Here is a 23,716-nt window from a genome sequence, read left to right as displayed (position 1 = left end):
CCCCATGAACATCCTCGTCATCGGTTCGGGCGGCCGCGAGCACGCCCTGGCCTGGAAACTGGCCCAGTCGCCCAAGGCCCAGAAGGTCTATGTGGCGCCGGGCAACGGTGGCACCGCGCGTGACCCGCGTCTGGTGAACGTGCCGATCACCGACGTCAAGGCGCTGGCCGATTTCGCCCAGGCCAACAAGATCGCCGTGACGGTGGTCGGCCCGGAGGCGCCACTGGCGGCCGGCGTGGTCGACGAGTTCCGTGCGCGCGGTCTTCGCATCTTCGGCCCGACGCAGAAGGCGGCGCAGCTGGAAAGCTCCAAGGCCTTCGCCAAGGACTTCATGAAGCGCCACGGCATTCCCACGGCGTTCTACGAGACCTTCACCGACGCTGCCGCAGCCCACGCTTATGTGGACGCCAAGGGGGCACCCATCGTCATCAAGGCCGACGGCCTGGCAGCGGGCAAGGGCGTGGTCGTGGCCATGACACTGCAGGAAGCCCATGAAGCCATCGACTTCATGCTGCTCGACAACAAGCTCGGCGTACAGCACAACGCGGGCGGCGCCCGGGTCGTGATCGAAGAGTTCCTGGCTGGCGAGGAAGCCAGCTTCATCGTCATGGCCGATGGCAAGAACGTGGCCGTGATGGCCACCAGCCAGGACCACAAGCGCCTGCTGGACGCCGATGCTGGTCCGAACACCGGTGGCATGGGCGCCTACTCGCCCGCGCCAGTGGTCACGCCCAATGTGTACGCCAAGGCCATGCAGGAGATCATCAACCCGACCCTGGCCGGCATGGCCAAGGACGGTATCCCCTTCACCGGCTTCCTGTACGCCGGCCTGATGATCGACGCGCAGGGCAACCCCAAGACGCTCGAGTTCAACTGCCGCATGGGCGACCCGGAGACCCAGCCCATCATGATGCGGCTCAAGAGCGACCTGGTCGACGTCATGCTGCATGCCACGGACGGCACCCTTGACCAGATCGAGCTGCAGTGGGACCGTCGCTTTGCGCTCGGCGTGGTCGTGGCCGCGGGCGGTTACCCGCTGGATCCGAAGAAGGGCGACGTCATCACCGGCCTGCCGGCTGACACCGACGATGCCATGGTGTTCCATGCCGGCACGACGATGGGCGACGACGGTCTGGTGCGCACCAGTGGCGGGCGCGTGCTGTGCGTGACCGCGCTGGGGGACTCGGCCAAGCTGGCCCAGCAGCGCGCTTACGACTACATGCGTGGCATTGCCTTCGATGGCATGCAGTTCCGCTCGGACATCGGCTGGCGCGCCATCAAGGCCCGCTGATCCGCCTTCTGCCCCGACCCCCTCACACGAGCCGCCATGAGCGAATTCGACACCGCCGCCGTCCGTCAGTACCTGCTGGACCTGCAGGACCGCATCATTTCGGCCTTCGAGGCCGAGGACGGCAAACCCTTTGTGCGTGACGCCTGGGTGCGCGGGCCCGAAGAACGCCTGCAGGGCGATGGCTGCTCGCGCCTGGTGGAAGAGGGCAACGTGCTGGAGCGGGGCGGCTGCAATTTTTCGCATGTGCGCGGCCCGAGCCTGCCGCCCTCGGCCACCCAGCACCGTCCCGAGCTGGCCGGCTGCCCCTTCGAGGCCATGGGCGTGTCGCTGGTCTTTCACCCGCGCAACCCCTATGTGCCCACGGTGCACATGAACGTGCGCATGCTGGCCGCCCACAAGCCCGACGGCACCACCGTGGCCTGGTTCGGCGGCGGCATGGACCTGACGCCCTACTATGGCCGGGAAGACGATGCGCGCCACTTTCATCAGGTGTGCAAGGATGCGCTCGCGCCGTTCGGCGACGACAAGTACCCGCGCTTCAAGGCCTGGTGCGACGAGTACTTCTTCCTCAAACATCGCAACGAGGCCCGCGGTGTTGGCGGCATTTTCTTCGACGACTTCTCCGAGCTCGGCATGGAAGGCGGCTTCGCCATGATGCGTTCGGTGGGCGATGCCTTCACCGAGGCCTACCTGCCCATCCTGCAGCGCCGCCGGGCCCAGGCCTATGGCGAGCGCGAGCGCGATTTCCAGGCCTACCGCCGCGGGCGCTATGTCGAGTTCAACCTCGTGTGGGACCGCGGTACCCTGTTCGGGCTGCAATCGGGCGGGCGCACCGAGAGCATCCTGATGTCGATGCCGCCGATCGTGAAATGGCGCTACGACTGGCATCCCGAAGCCGGCTCACCCGAAGCGCGGCTCTACACCGATTTCCTGCCGGCGCGGGACTGGGTCTGATCCCTTGAGCCTGGCTGGCACCCCGCTGCGCCGCGTCGGCCTGATGGGCGGCAGCTTCGACCCCGTTCACGTGGCCCATGTCGCGCTGGCCGAACTGGCGCTGCGGCATCTGGCGCTCGATGAGGTGCGCTGGATCCCCGTTGGTCAGGCGTGGCAGAAGGCGCGCCGTCTGGCGCCCGCCGAGGCCCGGCTTGCCATGGTGGCGGCCGCCACGGCGCACGAACCGCGCTTTGTCGTCGATCGCCTCGAGGTCGACCGAGCCGGTCCGTCCTACACCCTGGAAACCGTGCGGGCCCTGCAGGCGCGGGCCGACCAGGCGGGCCAGCGCGTCGAATGGGTGCTGCTGATCGGGCAGGACCAGTACACCAACCTGCCCACATGGCATGGTTGGCTCGAGTTGCTGGACCGCGTGACGGTGGCCGTGGCCTGCCGTGGCGGTGATACCCTGTCGACACCGGTCGAACTGCAGCGTCATCCCCATCGGGTGCTGGCCTTGCCGTTGCCGCCCATGAACGTGTCTTCGACCGATATCCGCGCCCGTCTGGCCGACGGGGCGAACCCTGATTCCCTGGCGCCCGCGCTCCTTCCCGGCGGCGTGGCGCGCTATATTGCCGAACATCAACTCTACGCCCCAGGCACCCCACGCTGAATGGACATCCGCAAACTGCAACGCGCCATCGTCGATGGCCTCGAAGACGTCAAGGCTCAGGACATCGTCGTGTTCAACACCGAACACCTCTCGCCGCTGTTCGAGCGTGTCGTCATCGCCACCGGTTCGTCCAACCGCCAGACCAAGGCGCTGGCCTCCAGCGTGCGCGAGGCCGTCAAGGCCGCCGGCTTTCAGGTCATGCGCACCGAGGGCGAAGACAACAGCGAATGGATCATCGTGGACTGCGGTGCGGCCGTGGTGCATGTGATGCAGCCGGCGATCCGTCAGTACTACCAGCTTGAAGAGATCTGGGGTGAGAAGCCCGTGTCCATCAAGCTGAAGTCCGCCAAGGCCGGGCTGGTCAAGGCCTCCGAGCCGATGGACGAGGACGCTTCCCCGGTGAAGGCCCGCAAGGTCTCGGGCAAGGCCACGCCGGCCCAGAAGGCTGCCACCGAGAAGCCGGCCGCGAAGAAGGCCACAGCCAAGAAGCCCGCGGTCCGAAAGGCTGCTCCGGCTGAGGTCGAAGCCGCACCGAAGGCACCGGCTCGCAAGGTTGCCGCGAAGAAGGTGGCTGCCAAGAAGGTCGCTGCGAAGAAGCCCGCGGTGAAGGCCGCGACCACGACGACCGCGCGCAAGGTGGCTGCCAAGAAGGCGCCTGCCAAGAAGGCCGCACTCCAGAAGGTGGTGGTCAACGCGCCGGCCCGCAAACCGGCCGCGAAGAAGGTGGCCGCCAAGAAGGCGCCTGCACGCAAGACCGTTGCCGTCAAGAAAGTGGCGGCCAAGAAGGTCGCCGCCAAGAAGGCTCCCGCTCGCAAGGCGGCTCGCTGACGCGACATCCCATCGTCCATGAAGTTCACGGTGGTCACCATCGGCCACCGCCTGCCGGACTGGGCCAACGAAGCGTGCGAGGACTACCTCAAGCGCTTTCCGCCCGACTGGAAGGTGGAGGTCAAGGCTTTGAAGGCCGAGCCCCGCGAGGGCCGGCCGGTGGCGGCCATCATGCAGGCCGAGGCCGCCCGCATGGAAGCCGCCCTGGACCGGGGCGTCCGTCGGGTGATCCTCGACGAGCGGGGCACCCGGCTGACCAGCGTCCAGCTGGCCGAGCGCACAGAAGCATGGCTGCACGATGGTCGCGATGTGGCGCTGATCATCGGCGGGGCTGACGGCATCGACCCGGCACTGAAGCGGACGGCCGACGAGGCCATCCGCCTGTCCGACATGACCTTGCCTCACGCTCTGGCGCGCGTGCTCTTGCTCGAGCAGCTCTACCGCGCCTGGTCCCTGCGCACCAACCATCCGTATCACCGTGCTTGACGCTGTCCGGCGGCGGCCGCTGACGGCCGCATGGCTGACCGTGCTGGTCTGGCTGCTGTCCTATGTGGTCCTCAAGCTGGGGAGCACGGCCGGCCTGGACATCGACAGCGCGGAACAGGTTTACTTCGCGCAGTCATGGCAGCTCGGCTATGGCACGCGGCAGCCGCCGCTCTACACGTGGCTGTTGCTGGCCTTGCGACCCGATGGCGGCAGCTGGCCTGCCGCGCTCGAGGTGGCACGCTACGCGGTGTTGCTCGCGTGGCTGGGGGGGATCCAGGCGTTGGCCCGTGTCTGCGGCGGATCGTCCGCCCGCCAGGCCATCGTGCTGCTGGCGCACCTGGGATTTCTGCTCGCCATGTGGCGGGTGCATGACAGCCTGACCCACACCGTGCTGGCTGCGGCGCTCACCACGTGGGCGTCCGTCGCGGTGGTGCTGGCCCAGCGGCGGCCGGGCTGGTGGCCCCTGGTGGCTGTGCTGGCAGCGCTGGCCTGCCTGGCCAAGTTGAATGCCGCCCTGTGGTGCCTGACGGCGCTGGTGGCGTGGATGGGGCTGCAATGGCGCACGCGGGACGAGGCGCCTGCGGCGCACCTCGTGCAGAGCGGGCTGGTCCTGCCGCGTGCTGGCTGGCTGGCGCACGGGCCGTGGTTGTTGCTGGCCCTGGCGGTGTTTGCGATGCTGCTTGCCCCCTATGCACAGTGGTGGTGGGCCCAGCGCGAAACGACCGAACTGGCGAGCCGCATCGTGCTGCCGGACGCCGCCATGCCTTGGTGGCAGCCGCCGGCTCTGCTGGCGCTGGGGGCACTGGAGTACGTGATGATCACGCCCGCTGCGCTGGCTGCCATCGCGGTGGCGCTGCGGCTGCGGCATCGTGGCGCGGCTGTCCGGCAGAGTGCGGGCATGGCCTGGCTGCAATGGCAGTCGGTCCTGGGCCTGATCACCATGGCCCTGATGGTCACCGCGCTGCACGGCTCGCATTTCACGCCCCGGTGGCTGTGGCCCGTGCTGCCTGGCCTGACGGTCTGGATGGTCATGTGGGCGTGCGACGTCGCGGAGACCCACGACGCGGTGTCCGGGCAGAGGCGCTGGTCAGGTCGATTGGCAGCCCTGGCGGTTGGCGTCGCCGTGCTCGCGATCGCGGTGTCGCTGCTGCGCTGGTGGGAGCCCGAGCGCACGGCCCAGCGCTGCCGAAACTGCTGGACGGACCGTCCGGCCGTGGCCTTCTCGCATGCATTGCATCAGTGGCATGGCGAGCCGCTGCGCATCATCACAGGAGATGACCACCTTGCCGGCATTCTGGTGGCCGTCGATGGTCGCGACCTGAGCTGGACCGCGGTGTCGCCCGACCTGCCGCCGCCGCTCGGTTTTTCTGCTACCCCGTGGACCTGCGTGGCGGCCTGGGTGGACATGGACGAGCCCGGCCCCCCGCCGCCCGAACTGGCCGCGATGACGCGGGGCATGTGGCTCGGCCCCATCCAGCATCAGACGTGGCCGATGCGCCTGGCGCCACACCGGCGTCTGTGGCTGCAGTCGGTCATCCTGGACCCTGCGGTGTGCGACCGGGCCAGTCGCTGAGTCAGGCCATCGCCCCCGCGGTAGCATCGCGGCATGCCTGACACCGTTTGCCCGTGGCTCTACCTTGCGTCGCAGAGCCCCCGTCGTCGCCAGCTGCTGGACCAGCTCGGCGTGGCGCATCGTCTGCTGCTCCCCGATGCCGATGAAGACGCCGAAGCCCTGGAGCAGGAACGACCGGGCGAGTGTCCGGAGGACTATGTCCAACGCGTGACCCGGGCGAAATGGGAGGCGGCCACGGCGCGGCTCGCGCGCCATCGGGATCGTGACGCGGCAGCCTGGCCTGCTGCGCCAGTGCTGTGCGCGGACACCACCGTGGCGCTGGGCGACCGCATTCTCGGCAAGCCCGCGGATGCAGCGGACGCGGCCCGCATCCTCTCGAGCCTGTCGGGCCAGGACCACCGCGTGCTGACGGCGGTGGTGGTGGAAGGGCAACTCCGGCTGTCCGTCTCCCAAGTGCGCTGGCGGACCCTGTCTGTAGACGAGATCGCCCGTTACGTGGCCAGCGGCGAACCGATGGGCAAGGCTGGTGCGTACGCCATTCAGGGCCGCTCGGGCGCGTGGACGGCCCACCTGTCTGGCAGCTACAGCGGCATCATGGGCCTGCCCTTGTTCGAAACCGCAGAACTGCTCAAGCCGCTGGGGTGGCAATTCTGAGGTCCTGCCTCGCACCCAGGGAGCGCCTTTCCATGCCACTGTCCGACTTGCCCCGTGACCCTATCCATCCTCGTCCGACGGTGCTGCTCTCGGGCGCAACCGGTCTGGTCGGGCGCGAGCTGCTGTGCCAGCTGTTGTGTGATCCGGAGGTCGGCGAAGTGCGTGCCCTGGTGCGCCGCGAGCTTTCCGCCGAGGCGCTGCTGGGCACGCCAGTCGGCGCCATGCCGGGAGTGGGCAAGCTTCGCATCGGGGTGGTCGATTTCGAGCGGCTGGCTCACCACAGCGACTGGTTCGACGTCGACTGGGTGGCTTCGGCCCTGGGCACGACCATTCGGGATGCAGGCTCCCAGGCCGCCTTCCGTCGCGTGGACCTCGACTATCCCCTGCAGGTGATGCAACTGGCGCACGCGCAGGGCGCCCGCCGCGCCATGCTGGTGAGCGCCGTGGGCGCCCGCGCCACATCGCGTGTGTTCTACAACCGGGTCAAGGGCGAGCTGGAGGACGCCGTTCGCGACATCGGCTTCGAGCAGGTCTCGGTGGCGAGACCGTCTCTGCTGCAGGGCGAGCGCAGCGTCCTGCGACCCGCCGAACGGCTCGGCCTGGCATTCGGCTGGCTGATGCCGGCTCCGTACAAACCCGTGGCTGCACGACAGGTGGCCGCCGGTTTGCTGAACTCGGCCAAGGCGGGTGTCCCGGGATGGCACGTGCTGTCGAACACGGCCTTGCGCGCCATGCGGTAAATTGGCCGCATGCCTGCTTCTCAAGACATCCTCATCAACTGGACCCCTCAGGAAACGCGCGTCGCCATCATCGAAAGTGGGGCGGTGCAGGAACTGCACGTCGAGCGCACGCTCGAGCGCGGCCTGGTCGGCAACATCTATGCAGGCAAGGTCGTGCGCGTGCTGCCCGGCATGCAGTCGGCCTTCATCGACATCGGCCTGGAGCGCGCCGCTTTCCTGCATGTGGCCGATCTGCACCGCGAAGACCCGGCCAGCCGGCCCGCCAGCCGCTCGGCCGATGCGCAGACGCCCATCGAGAAGCGGGTGCACGAAGGCCAGACCCTGATGGTGCAGGTCATCAAGGATCCGATCGGCACCAAAGGCGCGCGCCTGTCCACGCAGATCAGCGTGGCGGGGCGCCTGCTGGTGTTCCTGCCCCAGGATGACCACCTGGGCATCTCGCAGAAGATCGGCTCGCCCGAACTGCGTGAGCAGCTGCGCGAGCGCATGACCCGGCTGATCGGTGCGGCCGATGCGAAGGACGGGCGCAGCCGTCCGGGCGGCTTCATCCTGCGCACCAACGCCGAAGACGCCACCGACGACGAACTGGCGATGGACATCGCTTACCTGCGCAAGACCTGGGCGACCATCCGCGAACTGGGCTTGAAGGCTCCCGCCGGCACCCTGCTGTATCAGGAGCTGAACCTGGCTCAGCGCGTGCTGCGCGACCTCGTCACCGAGCAAGTGCAGTCCATCCGGATCGACTCGCTGATCCAGTTCGACACCCTGCAGGCGTTCGGGCAGGAGTTCACCCCCACGGGCGTGGGCAAGCTGGCGCATTACAAGGGCGAGCGCCCCATCTTCGACCTGTACAACGTCGACACCGAGATCGAGCGGGCGCTGGCCCGGCGGGTCGACCTCAAGTCGGGCGGCTACCTGATCATCGACCAGACCGAGGCCCTGACCACCATCGACGTCAACACGGGCGGCTACGTGGGCGCCCGCAACTTCGACGACACCATCTTCAAGACCAACCTCGAGGCGGCGCAGGCCATCGCCCGACAGCTGCGGCTGCGCAACCTGGGCGGCATCATCATCATTGACTTCATCGACATGCTGCGTGAAGACCACCGCGAGTCGGTGTTGTCCGAGCTGCGCAAGCAGATGGCACGCGACCGCACCAAGAGCACCGTCAGCGGCTTCTCGCCGCTCGGCTTGGTCGAGATGACGCGCAAGCGCACGCGTGAATCGCTGGCGCACATGCTGTGCGAACCCTGCCCGACCTGCGAGGGCCGCGGCCAGGTCAAGACCCCGCGCACGGTCTGCTACAACATCCTGCGCGAGATCCTGCGCGAGGCGCGCCAGTTCAATCCGCGCGAGTTCCGCGTGGTGGCCAGTGCGGCCGTGGTCGAGATGCTGCTCGACGAGGAGAGCGCCCACCTGGCAGGGCTGAGCGACTTCATCGGCAAGCCTGTGTCACTGCAGACCGAGCCCTCGATGTCGCCCGAGCAGTACGACATCGTGCTGCTGTGACGCGCAGGACGTGAGGGCGCCGCGGCCCTTCACAGAGCTTCACATACAGAAGGCAGGGATGAAGGCGGTGTGAGGGGAACTTCCCTGATTCACACGGCACAATCCAGGGTTCTGACCTTTTTTCCTGAGACGGACCCATGCATGCTTTCCTTCCGCGCCGCGCTGCCCTCGGACGGCTGTTCGGCACGACGGCCTTGCTCGGTGGCGCCTCGCTCGGGCTGAGCGGGCCGGCGCTGGCCCAGTTCCGGGTCGAGATCGCTGGCGTCGGTGCGACCCAGATCCCGATCGCGATCGGTCGTTTCCGTGACGAAGCGCGCTCGCCCCAGCCGCTGTCGGCCATCATCAAGGCCGACCTTGAACGCAGCGGGCTGTTTCGCTCGCTGGACGCCACGGCCAGTGCCCTGGATGACACCAGCCGCCCCCCGATCGCCGAATGGCGCAGCAAGGGTGCGGATGCGCTGCTGGCCGGCTCGGTGACGCAGCTGGCCGATGGCCGGTTCGATGTGCGCTACCACCTGTGGGATGTCGTCAAGGGACAGGACCTGGGCGGACTGAGCCTGGTCGTGCCGGCGGGTGACCTGCGTCAGGCGGCCCACCGCATTGCCGATGACGTGTACGAAAAGCTGACCGGCGACAAGGGCGTCTTCTCGACCCGCATTGCCTACGTCAGCAAGGTGGGTGCGCGCCACACGCTGGTCGTGGCCGATGCCGATGGCGAAGGGACCCAGGCGCCGCTGACCAGCGTGCAGCCCATCATCTCGCCGGCGTGGTCACCGGATGGCCGTCAGCTGGCCTATGTCTCGTTCGAGGGCGGCAAGGCCGTCGTCGTCACCCAGGATGTCATGACCGGGCGCCGCCGTGTGGTGGCCAGCTACAAGGGAACGAACAGCGCACCTGCGTGGTCGCCCGACGGCCGTCAACTTGCTGTCACGCTCAGTCGTGATGGCGGCTCGCAACTCTATGTCGTGGGCGCCGATGGCGAGGGCCTGCGCCGGCTTACGCAGAGCAGTGCCATCGACACCGAAGCCTGCTGGTCGCCCGATGGCAGCCAGATCTACTTCGTCAGCGACCGCGGCGGCAGCCCACAGATCTACCGCATGCCTGCTTCCGGCGGCAATGCCCAGCGCGTGACCTTCTCGGGCAGCTACAACATCAGCCCGGCCCTGAGCCCCGATGGCCGCTGGATGGCCTACATCGGCCAGACCGATGGCGGCGCCTTCCGCGTGCACCTGATGGAACTGGCTTCGGGCACCGTGAAGGCCCTGACCGACACCCGCGACGACGAAAGCCCGAGCTTCGCGCCGAACAGCAAGATGATCATCTACGCCACCCGGTCCGGTGGGCGCGATGTGCTGATGACCACCACGCTGGACGGCCGCATCAAGGCCCGGCTGGCGACACCGCAGGCGGACGTGCGCGAGCCCGTGTGGGGCCCGGCGGCCCCCCCGCTCAAGCGCTGAGCCACCCCGTTTCTTTCCCCCTGACCATCACACCAACCTGACAGCTGAAGGAGCAATCCAGCATGCGCAACCCCCGCTTTACCCTGCGTACCCTGAGCCTGGCCCTGCTGAGCAGCAGCGCCTTGTGGCTGGCCGGCTGCGGCTCGTCCGTGAAGCTGGACGACCAGGCCAACAAGGGCCCGGCCCCGATCGCCACCGCCAATGGGGCCGACGCTGCCAACGGCGCCAACAACAGCTCGGTGCCGTCGAACGCCGTGGCCCCGATCGTTGTGTCGCCCTCGGATGACGCGGCCAACGCCAGCGGCCTGGCCCGCGTGGTCTATTTCGATTTCGACAGCTTCGTGGTGAAGGACGAGTTCCGGGGCGCGATCGACGCCCATGCCCGTCGCCTGAACGCCGTCAAGACCCGCAAGGTGCTGATCGAAGGGCACACCGACGAGCGCGGTGGCCGCGAGTACAACCTGGCTCTGGGTCAGAAGCGTGCCGAAGCCGTGCAGAAGTCGCTGACGCTGCTGGGCGTGTCGGCTGACCAGATCGAATCGGTGAGCTTCGGCAAGGAGCGTCCGGCCGTTCAGGGCAGCACCGAGGAAGCGTGGGCGCAGAATCGCCGCGCCGAGATCAAGGACCGCTGACACACGCCGTCCTGCTGAGCCCGCCTTGTCGTTTTTCGCCTCATCGAGAGCCTCATGACCCTGCTTCCGCCCTTTGCCACCCGGCTTCGTCCCCTGGTTCTGGCGCTGGCCGCTGCCTGCCTGGCTTCGGCTGCGCAGGCGGGCCTGTTTGAAGACGCGGATGCCCGGCGGGCGATTCTGGACCTGCGCCAGCAGCGTACCCAGGATGCCGATGCGCTGGCCAGCAAGCTGGGCGCGCTCAACGCGCAGATCGAGCAGCTGCGTCGCAGCCTGCTAGAGATGAATGCCCAGATCGAGCAGCTGCGGGGCGACCTGGCCAAGCAGCGGGGACAGGACGAGGTGCTGGCCCGTGACCTGGCCGAGGTGCAGCGCAAGCTGAAGGACACGCAGGCCTCGGTGGACGAGCGTGTTCGCAAGCTCGAGCCGCAGACCCTCACGGTCGACGGCAAGACCTTCAAGGCCGATCCGGACGAAAAGCGGCTGTTCGACGACGCTCTGGCGCGCTTGCGCGCAGCCGATTTTGCGGCTGGTGTGGCGGGCCTGAACGGGTTGCTGCAGCGGTATCCATCCACAGGCTACCGCGAGTCGGCCTGGTACTGGTCGGGCAATGCCCATTACGGTCTCAGGCAGTACAAGGAGGCCATCACGGCCTTCCGCCAACTGGTGGACAAGGCACCCGAGCATGCGCGGGCGCCTGAAGCCTTGCTGTCGATCGCCAACTGCCAGGGCGAGCTCAAGGACAACGAGGCGGCACGCCGCACGTTGGAAGAACTCGTCAAGCAGTATCCCAGCACAGAGGCCGCCCAGGCCGCCCGTGATCGCCTGCTGACCATGCCGGCGCCCACCAAGGGTGCTGCCGCACCGAAGAAAGCCCGAGGCTGATGGCCACGGTGTCCGGGCATCCCGATGCCCCGAGTGATGCCCCGGTTGAAGCCTCGGCTCAGCCGTCCACGCGCTCTTCGGCCGAGCGGCTGGCTGCGGCATCGCGTCCCGATCCCGAGCGTCGCTTTGGCGGATTGCGCCGACTACATGGCGTGGCCGCGTACGAGCGCCTGCGTGCCGCGCGGATTGCTGTGGTCGGGGTGGGTGGCGTGGGCTCCTGGACCGCCGAAGCGCTCGCGCGCAGCGGGGTCGCGGCGCTGGTACTGATCGATCTGGACCACATTGCCGAATCCAACGTGAATCGACAGGTGCACGCGCTGGAAACCACCCTGGGTCAAGCCAAGGTGGAGGCCCTGCGGGAGCGCTTCAGCCTCATCCATCCCGATTGTTCGGTGACCCCGATAGAGGCTTTCGTGGACGAGGAGAACGTCGCGACCTTGCTGGACCCCGATCGTCTGGACGGGGTCATCGATTGTTGCGATCAGGTGCGGGCGAAGGCTGCCATCGCTGCATGGGGCTGGACACATGGCAAGCCGGTGGTGAGCGTGGGGGCGGCTGGCGGAAAGGTTCAGCCTCACCGCGTGGAGGTGGCCGACCTGGCCGAGGTCACCCACGACCCCTTGCTCGCCAGTCTGCGTCAGCGCCTGCGTCAGCGGCATGGGGGCCCCCGCAAGGGCCGCATCGGGGTGACGTGCGTGTTCTCGCGCGAGGCAGTGGCGCCGCCACAGGACAGTTGTGAGGTGTTGCCGGGGGGCGACGGCTCGTTGAACTGCCACGGCTACGGATCGAGCGTGACGGTCACGGCGGCTTTTGGCATGGTCGCCGCAGCAGAAATGCTGCAACACTTGATCACGCGCTGAAATTCATATTAGAATCTCAGGCTTTCCAGGGCGGGTCGTTAGCTCAGTCGGTAGAGCAGCGGACTTTTAATCCGTTGGTCGCAGGTTCGAATCCTGCACGACCCACCAAGCTGCTTTGGCAGCCTCGGAAAGTGCGAAAGAACTGCAAGACAAGCAGTGATAAAAAATTACAACAGACCGCAAGTGCAGCGTGTTGATTCTAAAAACACGGTATACTTCAAGTCTTCGCTGATGACGGAAACGAAGTCAGCAAACGAATGCAAGGCCAACCGGCCTCAGCAATCGGGCTCTTAGCTCAGTTGGTAGAGCAGCGGACTCTTAATCCGTTGGTCGTAGGTTCGAATCCTACAGGGCCCACCAAATTTCCAAACGGCGCATGTCATCGGCATGCGCCGTTTTTGTTTGTGCGCGCGATGTTGCAGGCACATGGGTTGCCGGAATCTGTCCGGGTCGATTCCCGCGCCTTGCAAGGAGTCCCGCATGTCCGACACGCCGCGTTCCGTCCGTCAGCGCCCCGCCTCGTCCACCGGTTCTCGCCGACCGTCGGACTACGTCCCATCCGAGGCGGCTGCGGGGGAAGAGGATCCAGGGGCTTCTCTCGATACGCCACCTGATGCGCCGGAGACCTTGCCGTCGGAGGATGGGGCCGGTGACGCGGAGACGGATCCCTCAGCAGAGCGCCCGCCACGCGGCGGAGCGTGATGGATTGCGCACACGGTGTGGCCGGCAATGCCATCCCGACGAGCCCTGTCTTGACGCTGTGGAAGGCTTGTGTTGTGCTCCCTCTGTGGCTGCCGCACCACGCGGGGCCCCTGGTTCCGTGCCCGGAGCAAACGAGCGCCCACAAGACTCGTGCTGCAGCGCGGACACACATTCGATGTGGAGGCGCAGGGATGACGGGAGGCTGGAGGGCGCGTGGTCGCGTTGCCTGGGTGGCGCTGTGGCTCGCCTGCGGGGCTGGCCAGGCCCATGGCGAAGGGCGGGTGTTCGGCCTGGCAGGCAAGCGTGTGGACGACGTGAACTTCGTGGCCGCATGGCGCGGCTGCGACGCCGAAGCGCGGGCGCAGGGCGATCGATGCCTGCACCTGGGGCGCGCTGGCTCAGCGAATGCGCGCCTGCAGGATGAGGCGATCCGCATGGCGTTGCAGGAAGGTCTGGCGGCACTGGCCGTGTCGGTCATGCATTCGGGGTTTCTGGCCGACCATGGACTTGCCCAGGCTCGTTCTGCCGGCATCCCGGTGGTGACCTTCGATTCGGATCTCGACTGGCCCCACCGGGACCTTCGCCGCCTCTACATCGGCCCGGACAACCATGCGTTCGGACGTGAACTGGGCGAGATGGTGCGCCGGCAGTGGCCTGCGGGAGGCAGCGTCTGTCTCATGAGCGCCGATGTGCATGACCCGAACCTCAATCAGCGCCTGGCCGGTGTCCGCGCGGTGCTGAGTGGCCTGCTCGACAGACCGCCCGCTCGCCTGAACGGGGAGGGCGGCTGGACCGAGCCCGCCCGTTGCCCCTGGTACAACGGGGATGACCCGTCACGGGCGCGCCAGCAGATTGCGTTGTCGCTGGAGAGTCTGCGCGTCCAGGCCGTGGTTTCCGTGGGCGCCTGGCCCATCGCGGAACCTGCGGCGTACCAGCAGATGCTGGAGGGCTTGCGCCAGCGAGGCCTGGACGTGCGCCGGGCGGTCTTTGTGGGAACGGGCGTGCTGTCGCCTCAGCAGAGTCTGTTGTTGCGGCAAGGCCACCTGGCCGGCGTGGTCGAGATGGACTTCGAGGCCATGGGCCGTGCCGCGTTCCGGGCGATGAAGCGCTTGTCGCGCGGGGAGCGGTTGGAGGGGGTGGTGCGTACCGGCTTCAAGAGCCGCCTGGCCGGGGCGGAGGGTAGGCCATGAGTCCGGAGAAGGCTCCTGCCGGCACAGCCTCGCTGTCTCGCCTGCTGCTGTGGCGTGTGATCGGGTTCAGTCTGCTGCTGTCGCTCGGCGCCACGCTGCTCATGGCCCACATCCATCGCGAGCACGAGGAAACCCAGCAGCAGGCGCTCATTGACGCCGTGGTGTCGCTGCACCGGGTGGCGTTTTCGCGCGCCGTCTGGGCCCTGGACGACGCCGCGGTGCAGGCGCAGTTGGCCGAACTGGCCCACTTTCCAGTGGTGCTGGCGGCCGAGGTGCAGGGTGGCGGACTCAGCCGGACTTACGCCCGCAGCGGTCGCGGTCCGTTCGGCCGGGTGCAGACGCTGAGGTTGTCCCTCACCGAGCCCGGTGGCGAGCAGGTCATCGGCGTCTGGCAGCTCGTGCTGGACGAGGCCGCACTGGAAGCCGAAGTCTGGACGCAGACGCGGCGCTTCATCCTGCTGGTGGTGCCGGTGCTGTTGCTCATGGCCGGGCTGGTCTTCTGGATGGTTCGGCGGCAGGTGAGTGGCCCGGTGGCAGCGTTGTCTCGTCACGTTGACGGCCTCATCCATGGTGATCTCGAGCCTGCTGCGCCGGAACCTTCCACCCGTCCGGAGCACGAGTTGCATCACCTCGCACGCGGTATCACAGCGCTTCAGCGGGCGTTGCAGACCGAGCTGACGCACCGCGATGACATTGCGCAGGAGCTGGCGGTGCAGCGTGACCAGCTCAATGCAGTGCTTGTTCACCAGAGTCAGCAGCTGGACGAGGTGCTGCGGCAGATGGCTGACGGAGCCGGTGTGCTCGACGGCGAGGGCGCCATCGTCGTCATGAACCCGGCGTGGCAGCAGATGCTGGGCGGCAGCGGCCTGCGTGAGCGCGGCACCCTTCCCGTGGGCGCTTGGCTGGTGTCGCCGTCGTGGCCGTCTGTGCGCGCCTTGCTGGCCGTGCAGGACCGTGCGGTGGGGCGAGAGCTGTCGGTTCAACGCAGCGATGGACGCACCCTGCCGGTCGAGGCCAGCCTGGCGGTCATCGAGCGGGACGCGGGGGGGCAACCCGTTCGCCTGCAGATTGTGTTGCGCGACCTGAGCCAGCGTCGGGAAACCGAGCGCACCTTGATCACGGCCCGGGAAGAGGCGCTGGCACTGGCGCGCGCCCGCAGCGCCTTCCTGGCCAACATGAGCCACGAGATCCGCACGCCGATGAATGCGGTGCTGGGCATGACCGAGCTGGCGCTGGCCACCCCGCTGTCACCACAGCAGCGCGATTACCTGCTGAAGTCACGCCAGGCGGCCACGTCCCTGCTGGCGTTGATCGACGATGTGCTGGACTACTCGCGCATGGAGTCGGGCAACCTGGTGCTCCAGCAGGCCTCGTTCATGCTGGACGAGGTGCTGGACCGGGTGTGGGCGGTGGTCGCGCTGCCGGCTCAGCAGAAGGGCCTCACCCTGGTGCACGACTGCCGGCTCGATCGCCCCTGGTGTCTGGTGGGCGACGAGGCGCGGCTCGCCCAGGTGCTGATCAACCTGTGCCACAACGCCGTGAAGTTCACCGACGAAGGCGAGGTCACGTGCACGGTTTCGGTGGTCGGCGCGCCTGCGGACGGCGGTCTCCATCTGCAGGTCGAGATTCAGGATTCGGGGATCGGCATTGCGCCCACCGACCACGCCCGTGTCTGGCAACCGTTTCAGCAGGTGGACGATTCGACCACCCGGCGTCATGGCGGCATGGGGATGGGGCTGGCCATCTGCCGGCAGTTGGTGGACCGCATGGGCGGGCTGCTGACCCTGGCGAGCGAGGCAGAGCGGGGGTGTCTGGTGACCGTGACCCTGCCCGTGGTGCTGGCCCCGCGCACTGCGCAAGACGCCGATCCAGGCGGCGCCTGGCCCGTGCCGCCGCAGGACGCACTGCACGTGCTGGTGTTGCATCCGCACGGCCGGGCGGCCGAGTCCGTGCTGCGCCAATGCCGTACCCTGGGTCATGAAGCCCAACTGGCGGCCGATGAAGACCATGCGCTGTCGCGGCTGCTGGCGGCCGAGGATGCAGGCTCACCCTTCGACCTGGTGATCGTGAACTGGCTGCTGCCGGGCACCGATGCCCCCACGGTGGCCCGGCGTCTGCGGCAGCACGGGCGTCGTTCTTCGCCGACCCGCTGGGCCATGGCCTGCGCCCCGGGCAGTGAGGTGGCCATGATGGCAGCCGCCCAGGATGTGTTCGAGGGCCACGTGCCCCTGCCCGCATCGACCTCCGGACTGGCTCGGGCCCTGGCGGTGTGTGTCGGCCGCGTGCCGGGGGCCGGTGCCGCAGAGTCGCTCGCGCCGCGTGCTATCCCGCTGGCCGCCCCCGTCCCGGCCGAAACCGTGCGCGACGACTCGCTGGCGGGCCTGGTGGTTCTGCTGGTCGAGGACAACCTGCTCAATCAGCAGGTCGCCTCGGAGTTGCTGGAGGGCGCCGGGGCACGGGTGCACGTCGTCGGTGACGGGCAGGCCGCGCTGGACGCACTGGCCCGCACGCCGGTAGACCTGGTTCTGATGGACATCCAGATGCCGGTGATGGACGGGCTGGAGGCCACGCGTCGCATCCGGCAGCAACCACGCTGGGCTGGCTTGCCGATCATCGCCGTGACGGCCCACACGCTGGCACGCGATCGCGAGGCCGCCTTGTCGGCGGGCATGAACGAGGTGTTGACCAAGCCCCTGGACCGGGCACGGCTGGTTGAGGTCGTGAAGGCCTGGCGCAGCGGCTCGGAGGCGGTACCGGGGAGACCGTCGATGGCGCAACCGGGGCCGGAAACGGCCTCCCATGGCTCACCGACGGAGGATGCGGTGTCAGCCCTTCCTGGCATCGATCGGACGGTGGGCGAGTTGCACTGTGCCGGGCGGCCCGAGTTGCATCGCCGGCTGATGGGGCTGTTCCTCGACGGACATCAAGAGGAGGGCGGGCAGATCATCTCGCTGGTCCAGGCATCGGACTGGTCCGCGGCCGCGCGTCGTCTGCATGTGCTCAAGGCCGATGCGGCCACGATCGGGGCCGTGGTGCTGGCCGAACAGGCCACGGCCCTGGAGCGGGCGCTGTTGGAGCAGGACCGCTCGGGCGTCCAGACCCTGCTGCCCGGCTTCGGGCAGGCCCTGTCGGAGGTGCTCGGGGGACTGGCCGCGATCCACCGGCAGGCGCCTGCCGGCCAGCGCGATGGTGCGTCCGTCTGAGGCCTTGTGAGAACCGGTCAGGTCAGCGGGCGTCCGGGCAGCGGTAGACGCGGGCCGACAGCGATGTGCTGCGATCTCCCACCAGGGGCTTGCCCCAGACGACGTGGGTGCCGTCCATCCGCTCTGCCCGGCTGAGCAGCACCTGCCGGTTGTTGTCGACACCCTTCGGGCCCAGCAGCCCGACCAAGCCGGAACTGGTCTCGATCTCGTCGAGCAGCACGCAGCCAGCGACCGCTTCCTCGCTCAGGACACGCACAGGGCCGTGGTAACGCTCCGGCACCGACGAGCAGGCACCCAGAGCCAGCACGGCCAGGCAGGCGGCAAGTCGGCTCACAGGCCGGCCAGGTAAAGGGGACAGGGCGTTGGAATGCTGCATGGTCCGTTCTCCTCGGGGCCGCTGTGCGCGGGCCCATGCATCACTCTAGTCCGACTGGACGTTTTCGGGGGGCGTCCGGCCCTGACGCAGGTCAGGTCGGTTGACACAACGTGGCGCGCAGGCGTCAACCCGCGCCACCGACCACGGGCGCCATGGCAGGGAAGGCCCGGTGCAGGCCAGAGATCAGCATCTCCACCGCCATGGCCGACAGCAGCAGGCCCATGAAGCGCTCCAGAGCAACGAGGCCGGATGGTCCCAGGCGGCGCGACAGTCGGTCGGCCGATGCCAGCACCACCCACCCGACCGTCATCGCCAGCACGATGGCAGCGGTCCAAGACCATGCGTGGTCGGGTTGTCGGGATGCCAGCAACACCACGGTGGCCAGTGCAGAAGGACCGGCAATCAAGGGGATGGCCAGCGGCACCAGCATCGGCTCTCCTTCCGATTCCTGGGAAGCAAAGCTCACACCCATGCTGGGAAACACCATGCCCAGTGCGATCAGGAACAGGATCACCCCTCCGGCGATCTCGAGTGAGACGTTGGTGAGGTGCATGGCGGCCAGCAGGCGCTCACCGACCAGCATGAACAGCAGGAGCATCACCGTGGCAATCAGGCACTCCCGGGTGATCACCTTCAGCCGGCGCTCACGGGGCACGTTGCGCAACAGGCTGATGACCAGGGGGACGTTGCCGAGCGGATCGGTGACGATCAGCAGCACGATGAAGGCGGAGAGGAAATCATGTTCCATGGCGCACCTCAGGTGGCACGGGCCGGATCGGGGCGGCGGGCGGGCCACTGGGAGAGCATGACCCCGGCCACGATCAGTACCGCGCCGATCAGGGCACGGCCAGCCAAGACTTCATTGATGTACCAGATGGCCGTCAGCGAGGCAAACACCGGCTCGAGTCCGTAGATCAGGGCGGCTTCGACGGCGCGCACCCGCGCCTGACCCCAGGCCTGTAGCCACACGATGCCGGCGCTGGCCAGCAGGCCGAGGTAGATGAGCGGCAGGGCGTGGCTCTCGGCACGTGCCACCAGCGCCGCGGGCTCGGGCCCTTGCCAGGCCACCCCACCGGCGCCCAGGGCCAGCATCACGAAAGCCTGCACGGCCGCCAGCCGCTCGGGGCGGCTGCGTTGGGGCGCCCTCGCACAGTACTCGAACAGCAGCACGTACACGGCGTAGACGAAGGCGCTGGCCAGTGTCAGGCTGTCGCCCAGGCTCCAGGGAGCGGCCTCGTAGAACAGGCCGTACATGCCGATCACGCTGAGCGCAGCACCCGCCAGCACAGGCCAGCCGAGGCGTTGCCCCAGCCCGGCAGCCAGCAAGGGCACGATCACCACGTTCAACCCGGTGATGAAGGCGTTGCGGTTGCTGCTTGTGAGTCCCAGGCCGCTGACCTGCAGTGCCGTGGCGCCGAACATCACCGCCCCCATCAGCAGGCCCCAGCGCAGTTCATGCGCCTGCACGCCGCGCAGAAAGGGCCACAGCACGGCGCAGGCCACCGCGAAGCGCAGCGAGATGATCTCGAGCGCCTGCAGGTCGTCGCTCATGGCCTTCATCGCCGGGAAGGTCGTGCCCCACACGGCGGTGACGATCACCAGCGCGGCAATGCCGATCCGGTGGCGGGAGCCCGCGCGCACGGGCGATGCAGGCTGCAGGGAAGACGTGTCACTCATGCGCGCGGCTGGGCCGTAAGGCGGTCAGTTGAAGGTGTAGCGGGCCATCAGGTTGAAGCGCGACATCGAGCCCTTCTCTCCGGCCAGCGTCTCGCGCTCGCCCCAGATGTACTCGGCGCCCAGGTCCACGTTCTTCACCGGGTTGTAGATCAGACCGGCGTGCAGCTGGTACATCCGCTTGTTGATGCCGAACTGGCCGGTGCCCAGGCCATTGGCCAGCGCGAAGTCGGTGTAGGTGTTGTGGAAGTTCTTCTGCCAGCCGCCGACGAGGTTGGCCCGCAGGGTGTCGCTGGCCTTGTACTGGTAGCCCAGCACCAGGCCGAGTGCACGCTCCATCAGGATGCGGTTGGCCGTTTCGTCGACGATGGCGCCTTCCAGGTAGTTGAAGTAGCGGCCCACGCCGTCGCCATAGGTCATGCCCAGGCTCAGCGCGTCCTGGCCGCCGCGCAGCTTGATCAGGCCGGTGCCGGCGATGCCGTAGCCGCGCTTGGCGGCGTCCACCGCGCGGTCGGCGCTCAGGATCTTCACTTCCTGCGTCACGCCGCGCAGGCTGGCCGCGCCCCAGTCGTAGCCCTTGTCCCAGCGCAGGACCAGATCGGGCGTCTTCGAGAAGCCCGACTTGGTGACGGAGCCCGGGGCATCGAGCGCATAGCTCACCGGGTTCTCCACGGCCACGGTCAGCCCACCCAGGTCGGGCGTAGCATAGGTGTAGCGCACCACCGGCTGACGGATGAAGGTCGAGCCGATGGGGCCGTTGAAGTCCACCGTCTCGGGCGCGTTGTCCACGTCCATGAAGGTCGACCACGTCTGGCCCACCGTGAAGCCGGCAAACGTGGCCACGGCCTGGCGCAGGCGGAAGTTGTACGAGTTCGTCGCCTGCTGGGTGTAGATGGCCTTCACGTCGCCGCTGACGGCCGAGCCACCCAGGCGCGGGTCGTTGTTGAAGTCGCCTTCGAGCTTGATGCCCAGCGGGCCGTACGACGTCGGCGTGGACGTCTCGATGCCGATGCGCGAGGTGCGGGCGTGCAGGTAGGTCTCCCCCTTGCGCGCGGTGCTGCCGTTCAGCGGGGCGTAGGGCAGGAAGGTCGAGTAATCGATGTCACCGCTCGAGCCCTTGAACTCGTGCACGGCGTTCACTTCCACGTGGCCATACAGGCGGATCGAGGTGTCCGAGCCCGGCAGGCGGAAGCTGCCCGGGATGTCGCCGGCCACGACCGCGTCCTTCTGCTTGAGTTCAACCTGCTCGATGCGCTCCGTCAGGGCCGCGGTGTCGACCGCAGGCTCGGGCGAGGCCACCACGGCGGGGGCGGGTGCCGGCCTGGCAGCCTGCTGCCCCTTGAGCTCGTCCAGTTCCTTGCGCAGGCGCATCACCTCGTTGCGCAGCAACTCGAAATCCTTGGCCGACTGCGCCAGGGCGGGCAGGGACGTGACGGAGGCGGCCAGCAGGGCCAGGCTCAGGGCGCTACGTTTCATCATGGTGTGCCTTTGCATGGGGAAAGGGGGGTGGGGCTCAATGCGCGATCTGGCCGAGAAAGGCCCGGATGCGCGGGTTGTCCTGCGCGTCGAAGAAGGCGGCGGGTGGGCGGTCCTGCAGGATCTCGCCCTGGTTGAGGAACAGCACGCGGTCGGCGACCTCTCGGGCAAAGCCCATTTCGTGGGTGACGATGATCATCGTCATGCCGCTGCGGGCGAGCTGCTTCATCACGTCCAGCACTTCCTTGACCATTTCCGGGTCGAGGGCCGACGTGGGCTCGTCGAACAGCATGACCTTGGGCTCCATGGCCAGCGCGCGCGCAATCGCCACGCGCTGCTGTTGCCCGCCCGACAGGGCAAACGGATGCTTGTGTGCGTGGGCTTCCATGCCCACCTTGCGCAGCAGCGCCATGGCCTTGGCCTCGGCTTCGGCCTTCGGTGTGCCGCGCACACGGCGGGGTGCGCGCGTCACGTTGTCCAGCACGGTCAGGTGCGGGAACAGGTTGAACTGCTGGAACACCATGCCGACCTCGCGGCGCAGGGCGTTCAATGCCTTCGCGTCATCGCTCACCTCGATGCCATCGACGGTGATGGTGCCGCTGTCGTGCTTTTCCAGCCGGTTGAGCATGCGCAGCAGCGTGCTCTTGCCGGAGCCCGACGAGCCGAGGATGACCGTGACCTTGCCTGCGTCGAAGTGGGTGCTGACGTTGCGCAGCACCTGGTGCGTGCCGAAGGCCTTCTGCACCTGCTGCACGGTGATGAACGGTTGCGGGGCGGTCATGGCCGGCGGCCCTCCACGTCGTAGCGGTGCTCGATGGCGTCCGAGATCTGCGTGAGCATGGTCGTCAGCACAAGGTAGATGCAGGCCGTGGTGACCAGCGTGGCCATGGGCTGGAAGGTGGCGGCCTGGATGCGGTTGCCGACGTTGGTCAACTCGACCACACCGATGGTGTAGGCCAGCGACGAGTCCTTCAGCAGCGAGACGATGTTGTTCACCAGCGAAGGCAGCGAAATCTTCATCGCCTGCGGGAACACGATGTCGACAAAGGTGTACCAGGACGACATGCCGAGCGAGCGCGCGGCTTCCATCTGCCCCTTGGGGACGGCCTGCAGCCCCGAGCGGATGGCTTCGGCGTTGTAGGCGCCGATGTTGAGCGCCAGCGCGATGCAGGCCGAGGTGAAGTCGCTCAGCCGCAGCGAGGGGACCAGCGCGGGCAGTGCGAAGTACACGAACAGCACCTGGACCAGCAGCGGCGTGCCACGGACGATCCAGATGTAGAGCGCGGCAAGCCAGCGCAGGGGGGCGATGCGCGAGAGCTTGCCCATGGCCGCCACCAGCCCGATGGCGATGCCGGCCAGGCCGGAGACCACGGTGAGCTCGACGGTGACGAGCGTGCCGTCGGCAAAGTCGCGGGCGGCCGGACCGATGGGCTCGGGTGCCCAGGACAACGGAATGGCCATCAGCAACAGGAACAGGACGAGCGCAGCACTCGCCACCACCATGGTGGCGGTGCTGCGGGTCGACCTGCTCCAGCTGGTGGGCCAGCCAGGCAGGGTCAGCATGGTGTCAGGTCCTCGGGCTTACTTGCAACGAACGTCTTCGTTGAAGTACTTCTTCGACAGCGCGGTGTAGCTGCCGTCGGCCATGACCTCGGCCAGGGCCTTGTTGTAGCCAGCGGCCACGCTCTGGTTGCCCTTGGCCACCGCAGCGGCAATGCGCTCGATGAAAACCATGTCGCCGGCCTTCATGCCGGCGTTGGGTGCGGCAGCCAGGGCCTGCTTGGCGACGAAACGGTCGCTGACCCAGGCGTCGACCCGGTGGCTCAGCAACGCGGTGCGGGCGTCGGTGTCCTTGGGGAAGTTCTTCACTTCCTTGATGCCCGGCAGCTTCTTGACGCTCTCGAGGTAGGTGGTGCCGGTCTGCACGGCCACGACCTTGCCCGCCAGATCGGCGCCGGTGCGGATGGCCGGGTCCAGGGCCACGACCTGTCCACCCGAACAGTAGTGCGGGTTGGCGAAGGTCACGGCCTTGGCGCGCTCTTCCGTGACGCCGTGCGAGGCGATCACCAGGTCCCAGCGATCCTGACGCAGGCCCGCCAACAGGGCGTCGAAGCCCAGCACCTTCCACTCGATGCCCAGGCCCATCTTCTGGACCACCAGTTCGGCCAGTTCGACTTCAAAGCCCGTGAGCTTGGTGCCCTGGAAATAGTTGAACGGCGGGAACTGCCCCTCGGTGGCGACGACGATCTTGCCGTCCTTCTTGATGTCGTCCAGGCTGCGCGCCTGGGCGCCGAGGGCGGCCATCAGGCCGATGGCGATCAGCGCGCCGCGTCGAATCCACTTGCCGGGTTGCGTCATGGTGAGGGTCCTTGAGAGAGGTCAGTCGGTCAGGCAGGGGCCGGTAATAGCAGGAACCATGCCTATCCCGAACCCATCCGACCCACCCCTCCGGCGGCGCCCGCTCAACGGCGCATCAAAGTGCTCTTGCCGAACAGGCTCTCGATCAGGTCCACGGCAAGCTGGGCGGTCTGGTTGCGCACATCCAGCGCCGGATTCAGCTCGACCACGTCCAGC

23 protein-coding genes and 2 tRNA genes are annotated in these 23,716 nt (G+C 67.7%); 17 read left to right on the top strand and 8 right to left on the bottom strand.

From position 1 onward, the window contains the following. Positions 1-4: 4 nt before the first annotated feature. From purD to QZ709_RS19420, 17 genes are all read left to right on the top strand, one after another. On the top strand, positions 5-1,291 hold the full coding sequence (purD, locus tag QZ709_RS19500) for a phosphoribosylamine--glycine ligase (protein ID WP_294639202.1): 1,287 nt from the start codon (positions 5-7) through the stop codon (positions 1,289-1,291). Between the two features lie 36 nt (positions 1,292-1,327). Beyond that, positions 1,328-2,245, top strand: coding sequence for an oxygen-dependent coproporphyrinogen oxidase (hemF, locus tag QZ709_RS19495; RefSeq protein ID WP_294639201.1), 918 nt, complete (start codon positions 1,328-1,330; stop codon positions 2,243-2,245). 4 nt (positions 2,246-2,249) lie between these two features. Beyond that, a complete protein-coding gene (gene nadD / locus QZ709_RS19490) occupies positions 2,250-2,894 on the top strand; it encodes a nicotinate-nucleotide adenylyltransferase (protein WP_294639200.1) in 645 nt (214 codons plus the stop codon). Next, complete coding sequence (gene rsfS / locus QZ709_RS19485) at positions 2,895-3,722, top strand: ribosome silencing factor (protein WP_294639199.1); 828 nt, start codon at positions 2,895-2,897, stop codon at positions 3,720-3,722. Between the two features lie 18 nt (positions 3,723-3,740). Beyond that, entirely contained in the window at positions 3,741-4,208 is a 468-nt protein-coding gene (rlmH, locus tag QZ709_RS19480) for a 23S rRNA (pseudouridine(1915)-N(3))-methyltransferase RlmH (protein WP_294639198.1), read from the top strand. Beyond that, positions 4,201-5,781, top strand: a complete 1,581-nt coding sequence (locus QZ709_RS19475) for a hypothetical protein (RefSeq protein ID WP_294639197.1) — start codon at positions 4,201-4,203, stop codon at positions 5,779-5,781. The genes rlmH and QZ709_RS19475 overlap by 8 nt, the downstream gene beginning before the upstream one ends. A 33-nt stretch (positions 5,782-5,814) precedes the next feature. Further along, on the top strand, positions 5,815-6,435 hold the full coding sequence (locus QZ709_RS19470) for a nucleoside triphosphate pyrophosphatase (protein ID WP_294639196.1): 621 nt from the start codon (positions 5,815-5,817) through the stop codon (positions 6,433-6,435). Positions 6,436-6,467: 32 nt separating this feature from the next. Further along, positions 6,468-7,175 (top strand): NAD(P)H-binding protein, encoded by a 708-nt coding sequence (locus tag QZ709_RS19465; RefSeq protein ID WP_294639195.1) that lies wholly within the window; start codon positions 6,468-6,470, stop codon positions 7,173-7,175. 9 nt (positions 7,176-7,184) lie between these two features. Further along, on the top strand, positions 7,185-8,687 hold the full coding sequence (gene rng, locus QZ709_RS19460) for a ribonuclease G (RefSeq protein WP_294639194.1): 1,503 nt from the start codon (positions 7,185-7,187) through the stop codon (positions 8,685-8,687). Between the two features lie 137 nt (positions 8,688-8,824). Then, on the top strand, positions 8,825-10,147 hold the full coding sequence (tolB, locus tag QZ709_RS19455; RefSeq protein WP_294639193.1) for a Tol-Pal system beta propeller repeat protein TolB: 1,323 nt from the start codon (positions 8,825-8,827) through the stop codon (positions 10,145-10,147). A gap of 62 nt (positions 10,148-10,209) precedes the next feature. Next, positions 10,210-10,779: a peptidoglycan-associated lipoprotein Pal gene (gene pal, locus QZ709_RS19450; protein WP_294639192.1), complete on the top strand. Its 570-nt coding sequence runs from the start codon at positions 10,210-10,212 to the stop codon at positions 10,777-10,779. Positions 10,780-10,833: 54 nt separating this feature from the next. After that, complete coding sequence (ybgF, locus tag QZ709_RS19445; RefSeq protein ID WP_294639191.1) at positions 10,834-11,661, top strand: tol-pal system protein YbgF; 828 nt, start codon at positions 10,834-10,836, stop codon at positions 11,659-11,661. Beyond that, positions 11,661-12,521 (top strand): tRNA threonylcarbamoyladenosine dehydratase, encoded by an 861-nt coding sequence (locus QZ709_RS19440; protein WP_294639190.1) that lies wholly within the window; start codon positions 11,661-11,663, stop codon positions 12,519-12,521. Before ybgF ends, QZ709_RS19440 begins: the two co-directional genes overlap by 1 nt. Positions 12,522-12,553: 32 nt before the next feature. Continuing rightward, positions 12,554-12,629 (top strand) — tRNA-Lys (locus QZ709_RS19435). 176 nt (positions 12,630-12,805) lie between these two features. After that, a tRNA-Lys gene (locus tag QZ709_RS19430) sits at positions 12,806-12,881 on the top strand. Between the two features lie 533 nt (positions 12,882-13,414). Next, entirely contained in the window at positions 13,415-14,413 is a 999-nt protein-coding gene (locus tag QZ709_RS19425) for a substrate-binding domain-containing protein (RefSeq protein WP_294639189.1), read from the top strand. Next, positions 14,410-17,616 (top strand): response regulator, encoded by a 3,207-nt coding sequence (locus tag QZ709_RS19420; RefSeq protein ID WP_294639188.1) that lies wholly within the window; start codon positions 14,410-14,412, stop codon positions 17,614-17,616. Before QZ709_RS19425 ends, QZ709_RS19420 begins: the two co-directional genes overlap by 4 nt. A gap of 22 nt (positions 17,617-17,638) precedes the next feature. Here QZ709_RS19420 and QZ709_RS19415 read toward each other — a convergent pair whose 3' ends face one another. From QZ709_RS19415 to QZ709_RS19380, 8 genes are all read right to left on the bottom strand, one after another. Continuing rightward, entirely contained in the window at positions 17,639-17,992 is a 354-nt protein-coding gene (locus QZ709_RS19415) for a hypothetical protein (protein WP_294639187.1), read from the bottom strand. Between the two features lie 124 nt (positions 17,993-18,116). Next, entirely contained in the window at positions 18,117-18,740 is a 624-nt protein-coding gene (locus QZ709_RS19410; RefSeq protein ID WP_294639186.1) for a MarC family protein, read from the bottom strand. Between the two features lie 8 nt (positions 18,741-18,748). After that, complete coding sequence (locus QZ709_RS19405) at positions 18,749-19,669, bottom strand: DMT family transporter (protein ID WP_294639185.1); 921 nt, start codon at positions 19,667-19,669, stop codon at positions 18,749-18,751. Positions 19,670-19,693: 24 nt separating this feature from the next. Then, positions 19,694-21,145: a DcaP family trimeric outer membrane transporter gene (locus QZ709_RS19400; RefSeq protein WP_294639184.1), complete on the bottom strand. Its 1,452-nt coding sequence runs from the start codon at positions 21,143-21,145 to the stop codon at positions 19,694-19,696. A 34-nt stretch (positions 21,146-21,179) separates the two neighbouring features. Further along, positions 21,180-21,923 (bottom strand): amino acid ABC transporter ATP-binding protein, encoded by a 744-nt coding sequence (locus tag QZ709_RS19395; protein WP_294639183.1) that lies wholly within the window; start codon positions 21,921-21,923, stop codon positions 21,180-21,182. Then, positions 21,920-22,705 (bottom strand): amino acid ABC transporter permease, encoded by a 786-nt coding sequence (locus QZ709_RS19390; RefSeq protein WP_294639182.1) that lies wholly within the window; start codon positions 22,703-22,705, stop codon positions 21,920-21,922. Before QZ709_RS19390 ends, QZ709_RS19395 begins: the two co-directional genes overlap by 4 nt. A gap of 18 nt (positions 22,706-22,723) precedes the next feature. Beyond that, positions 22,724-23,500 carry an ABC transporter substrate-binding protein gene (locus QZ709_RS19385; RefSeq protein WP_294639181.1) on the bottom strand — a complete coding sequence of 259 codons (777 nt, stop codon included), beginning with the start codon at positions 23,498-23,500 and terminating at the stop codon, positions 22,724-22,726. A gap of 104 nt (positions 23,501-23,604) precedes the next feature. Continuing rightward, positions 23,605-23,716 (bottom strand): arginase family protein (locus tag QZ709_RS19380; RefSeq protein WP_294639235.1); only part of this gene is annotated, 112 nt, incomplete at its 5' end.

The organism is uncultured Aquabacterium sp. (assembly GCF_913773725.1).
Lineage (GTDB): Bacteria > Pseudomonadota > Gammaproteobacteria > Burkholderiales > Burkholderiaceae_C > Aquabacterium.
Note: the sequence above shows the minus strand (reverse complement) of the source record. Positions and strands in the feature narration are given on the sequence as shown.

Excerpts from the sequence above, each read along its gene's own strand:
- QZ709_RS19420 (WP_294639188.1), top strand. The coding sequence starts at position 14,410 with ATGAGTCCGGAGAAGGCTCCTGCCGGCACAGCCTCGCTGTCTCGCCTG.
- rng (WP_294639194.1), top strand. The coding sequence starts at position 7,185 with ATGCCTGCTTCTCAAGACATCCTCATCAACTGGACCCCTCAGGAAACG.
- QZ709_RS19410 (WP_294639186.1), bottom strand. The coding sequence starts at position 18,740 with ATGGAACATGATTTCCTCTCCGCCTTCATCGTGCTGCTGATCGTCACC.
- QZ709_RS19395 (WP_294639183.1), bottom strand. The coding sequence starts at position 21,923 with ATGACCGCCCCGCAACCGTTCATCACCGTGCAGCAGGTGCAGAAGGCC.
- hemF (WP_294639201.1), top strand. The coding sequence starts at position 1,328 with ATGAGCGAATTCGACACCGCCGCCGTCCGTCAGTACCTGCTGGACCTG.
- ybgF (WP_294639191.1), top strand. The coding sequence starts at position 10,834 with ATGACCCTGCTTCCGCCCTTTGCCACCCGGCTTCGTCCCCTGGTTCTG.
- QZ709_RS19400 (WP_294639184.1), bottom strand. The coding sequence starts at position 21,145 with ATGATGAAACGTAGCGCCCTGAGCCTGGCCCTGCTGGCCGCCTCCGTC.
- QZ709_RS19405 (WP_294639185.1), bottom strand. The coding sequence starts at position 19,669 with ATGAGTGACACGTCTTCCCTGCAGCCTGCATCGCCCGTGCGCGCGGGC.
- QZ709_RS19385 (WP_294639181.1), bottom strand. The coding sequence starts at position 23,500 with ATGACGCAACCCGGCAAGTGGATTCGACGCGGCGCGCTGATCGCCATC.
- rlmH (WP_294639198.1), top strand. The coding sequence starts at position 3,741 with ATGAAGTTCACGGTGGTCACCATCGGCCACCGCCTGCCGGACTGGGCC.
- pal (WP_294639192.1), top strand. The coding sequence starts at position 10,210 with ATGCGCAACCCCCGCTTTACCCTGCGTACCCTGAGCCTGGCCCTGCTG.
- QZ709_RS19440 (WP_294639190.1), top strand. The coding sequence starts at position 11,661 with ATGGCCACGGTGTCCGGGCATCCCGATGCCCCGAGTGATGCCCCGGTT.
- QZ709_RS19425 (WP_294639189.1), top strand. The coding sequence starts at position 13,415 with ATGACGGGAGGCTGGAGGGCGCGTGGTCGCGTTGCCTGGGTGGCGCTG.
- QZ709_RS19470 (WP_294639196.1), top strand. The coding sequence starts at position 5,815 with ATGCCTGACACCGTTTGCCCGTGGCTCTACCTTGCGTCGCAGAGCCCC.
- purD (WP_294639202.1), top strand. The coding sequence starts at position 5 with ATGAACATCCTCGTCATCGGTTCGGGCGGCCGCGAGCACGCCCTGGCC.
- QZ709_RS19465 (WP_294639195.1), top strand. The coding sequence starts at position 6,468 with ATGCCACTGTCCGACTTGCCCCGTGACCCTATCCATCCTCGTCCGACG.
- tolB (WP_294639193.1), top strand. The coding sequence starts at position 8,825 with ATGCATGCTTTCCTTCCGCGCCGCGCTGCCCTCGGACGGCTGTTCGGC.
- QZ709_RS19415 (WP_294639187.1), bottom strand. The coding sequence starts at position 17,992 with ATGCAGCATTCCAACGCCCTGTCCCCTTTACCTGGCCGGCCTGTGAGC.
- rsfS (WP_294639199.1), top strand. The coding sequence starts at position 2,895 with ATGGACATCCGCAAACTGCAACGCGCCATCGTCGATGGCCTCGAAGAC.
- QZ709_RS19390 (WP_294639182.1), bottom strand. The coding sequence starts at position 22,705 with ATGCTGACCCTGCCTGGCTGGCCCACCAGCTGGAGCAGGTCGACCCGC.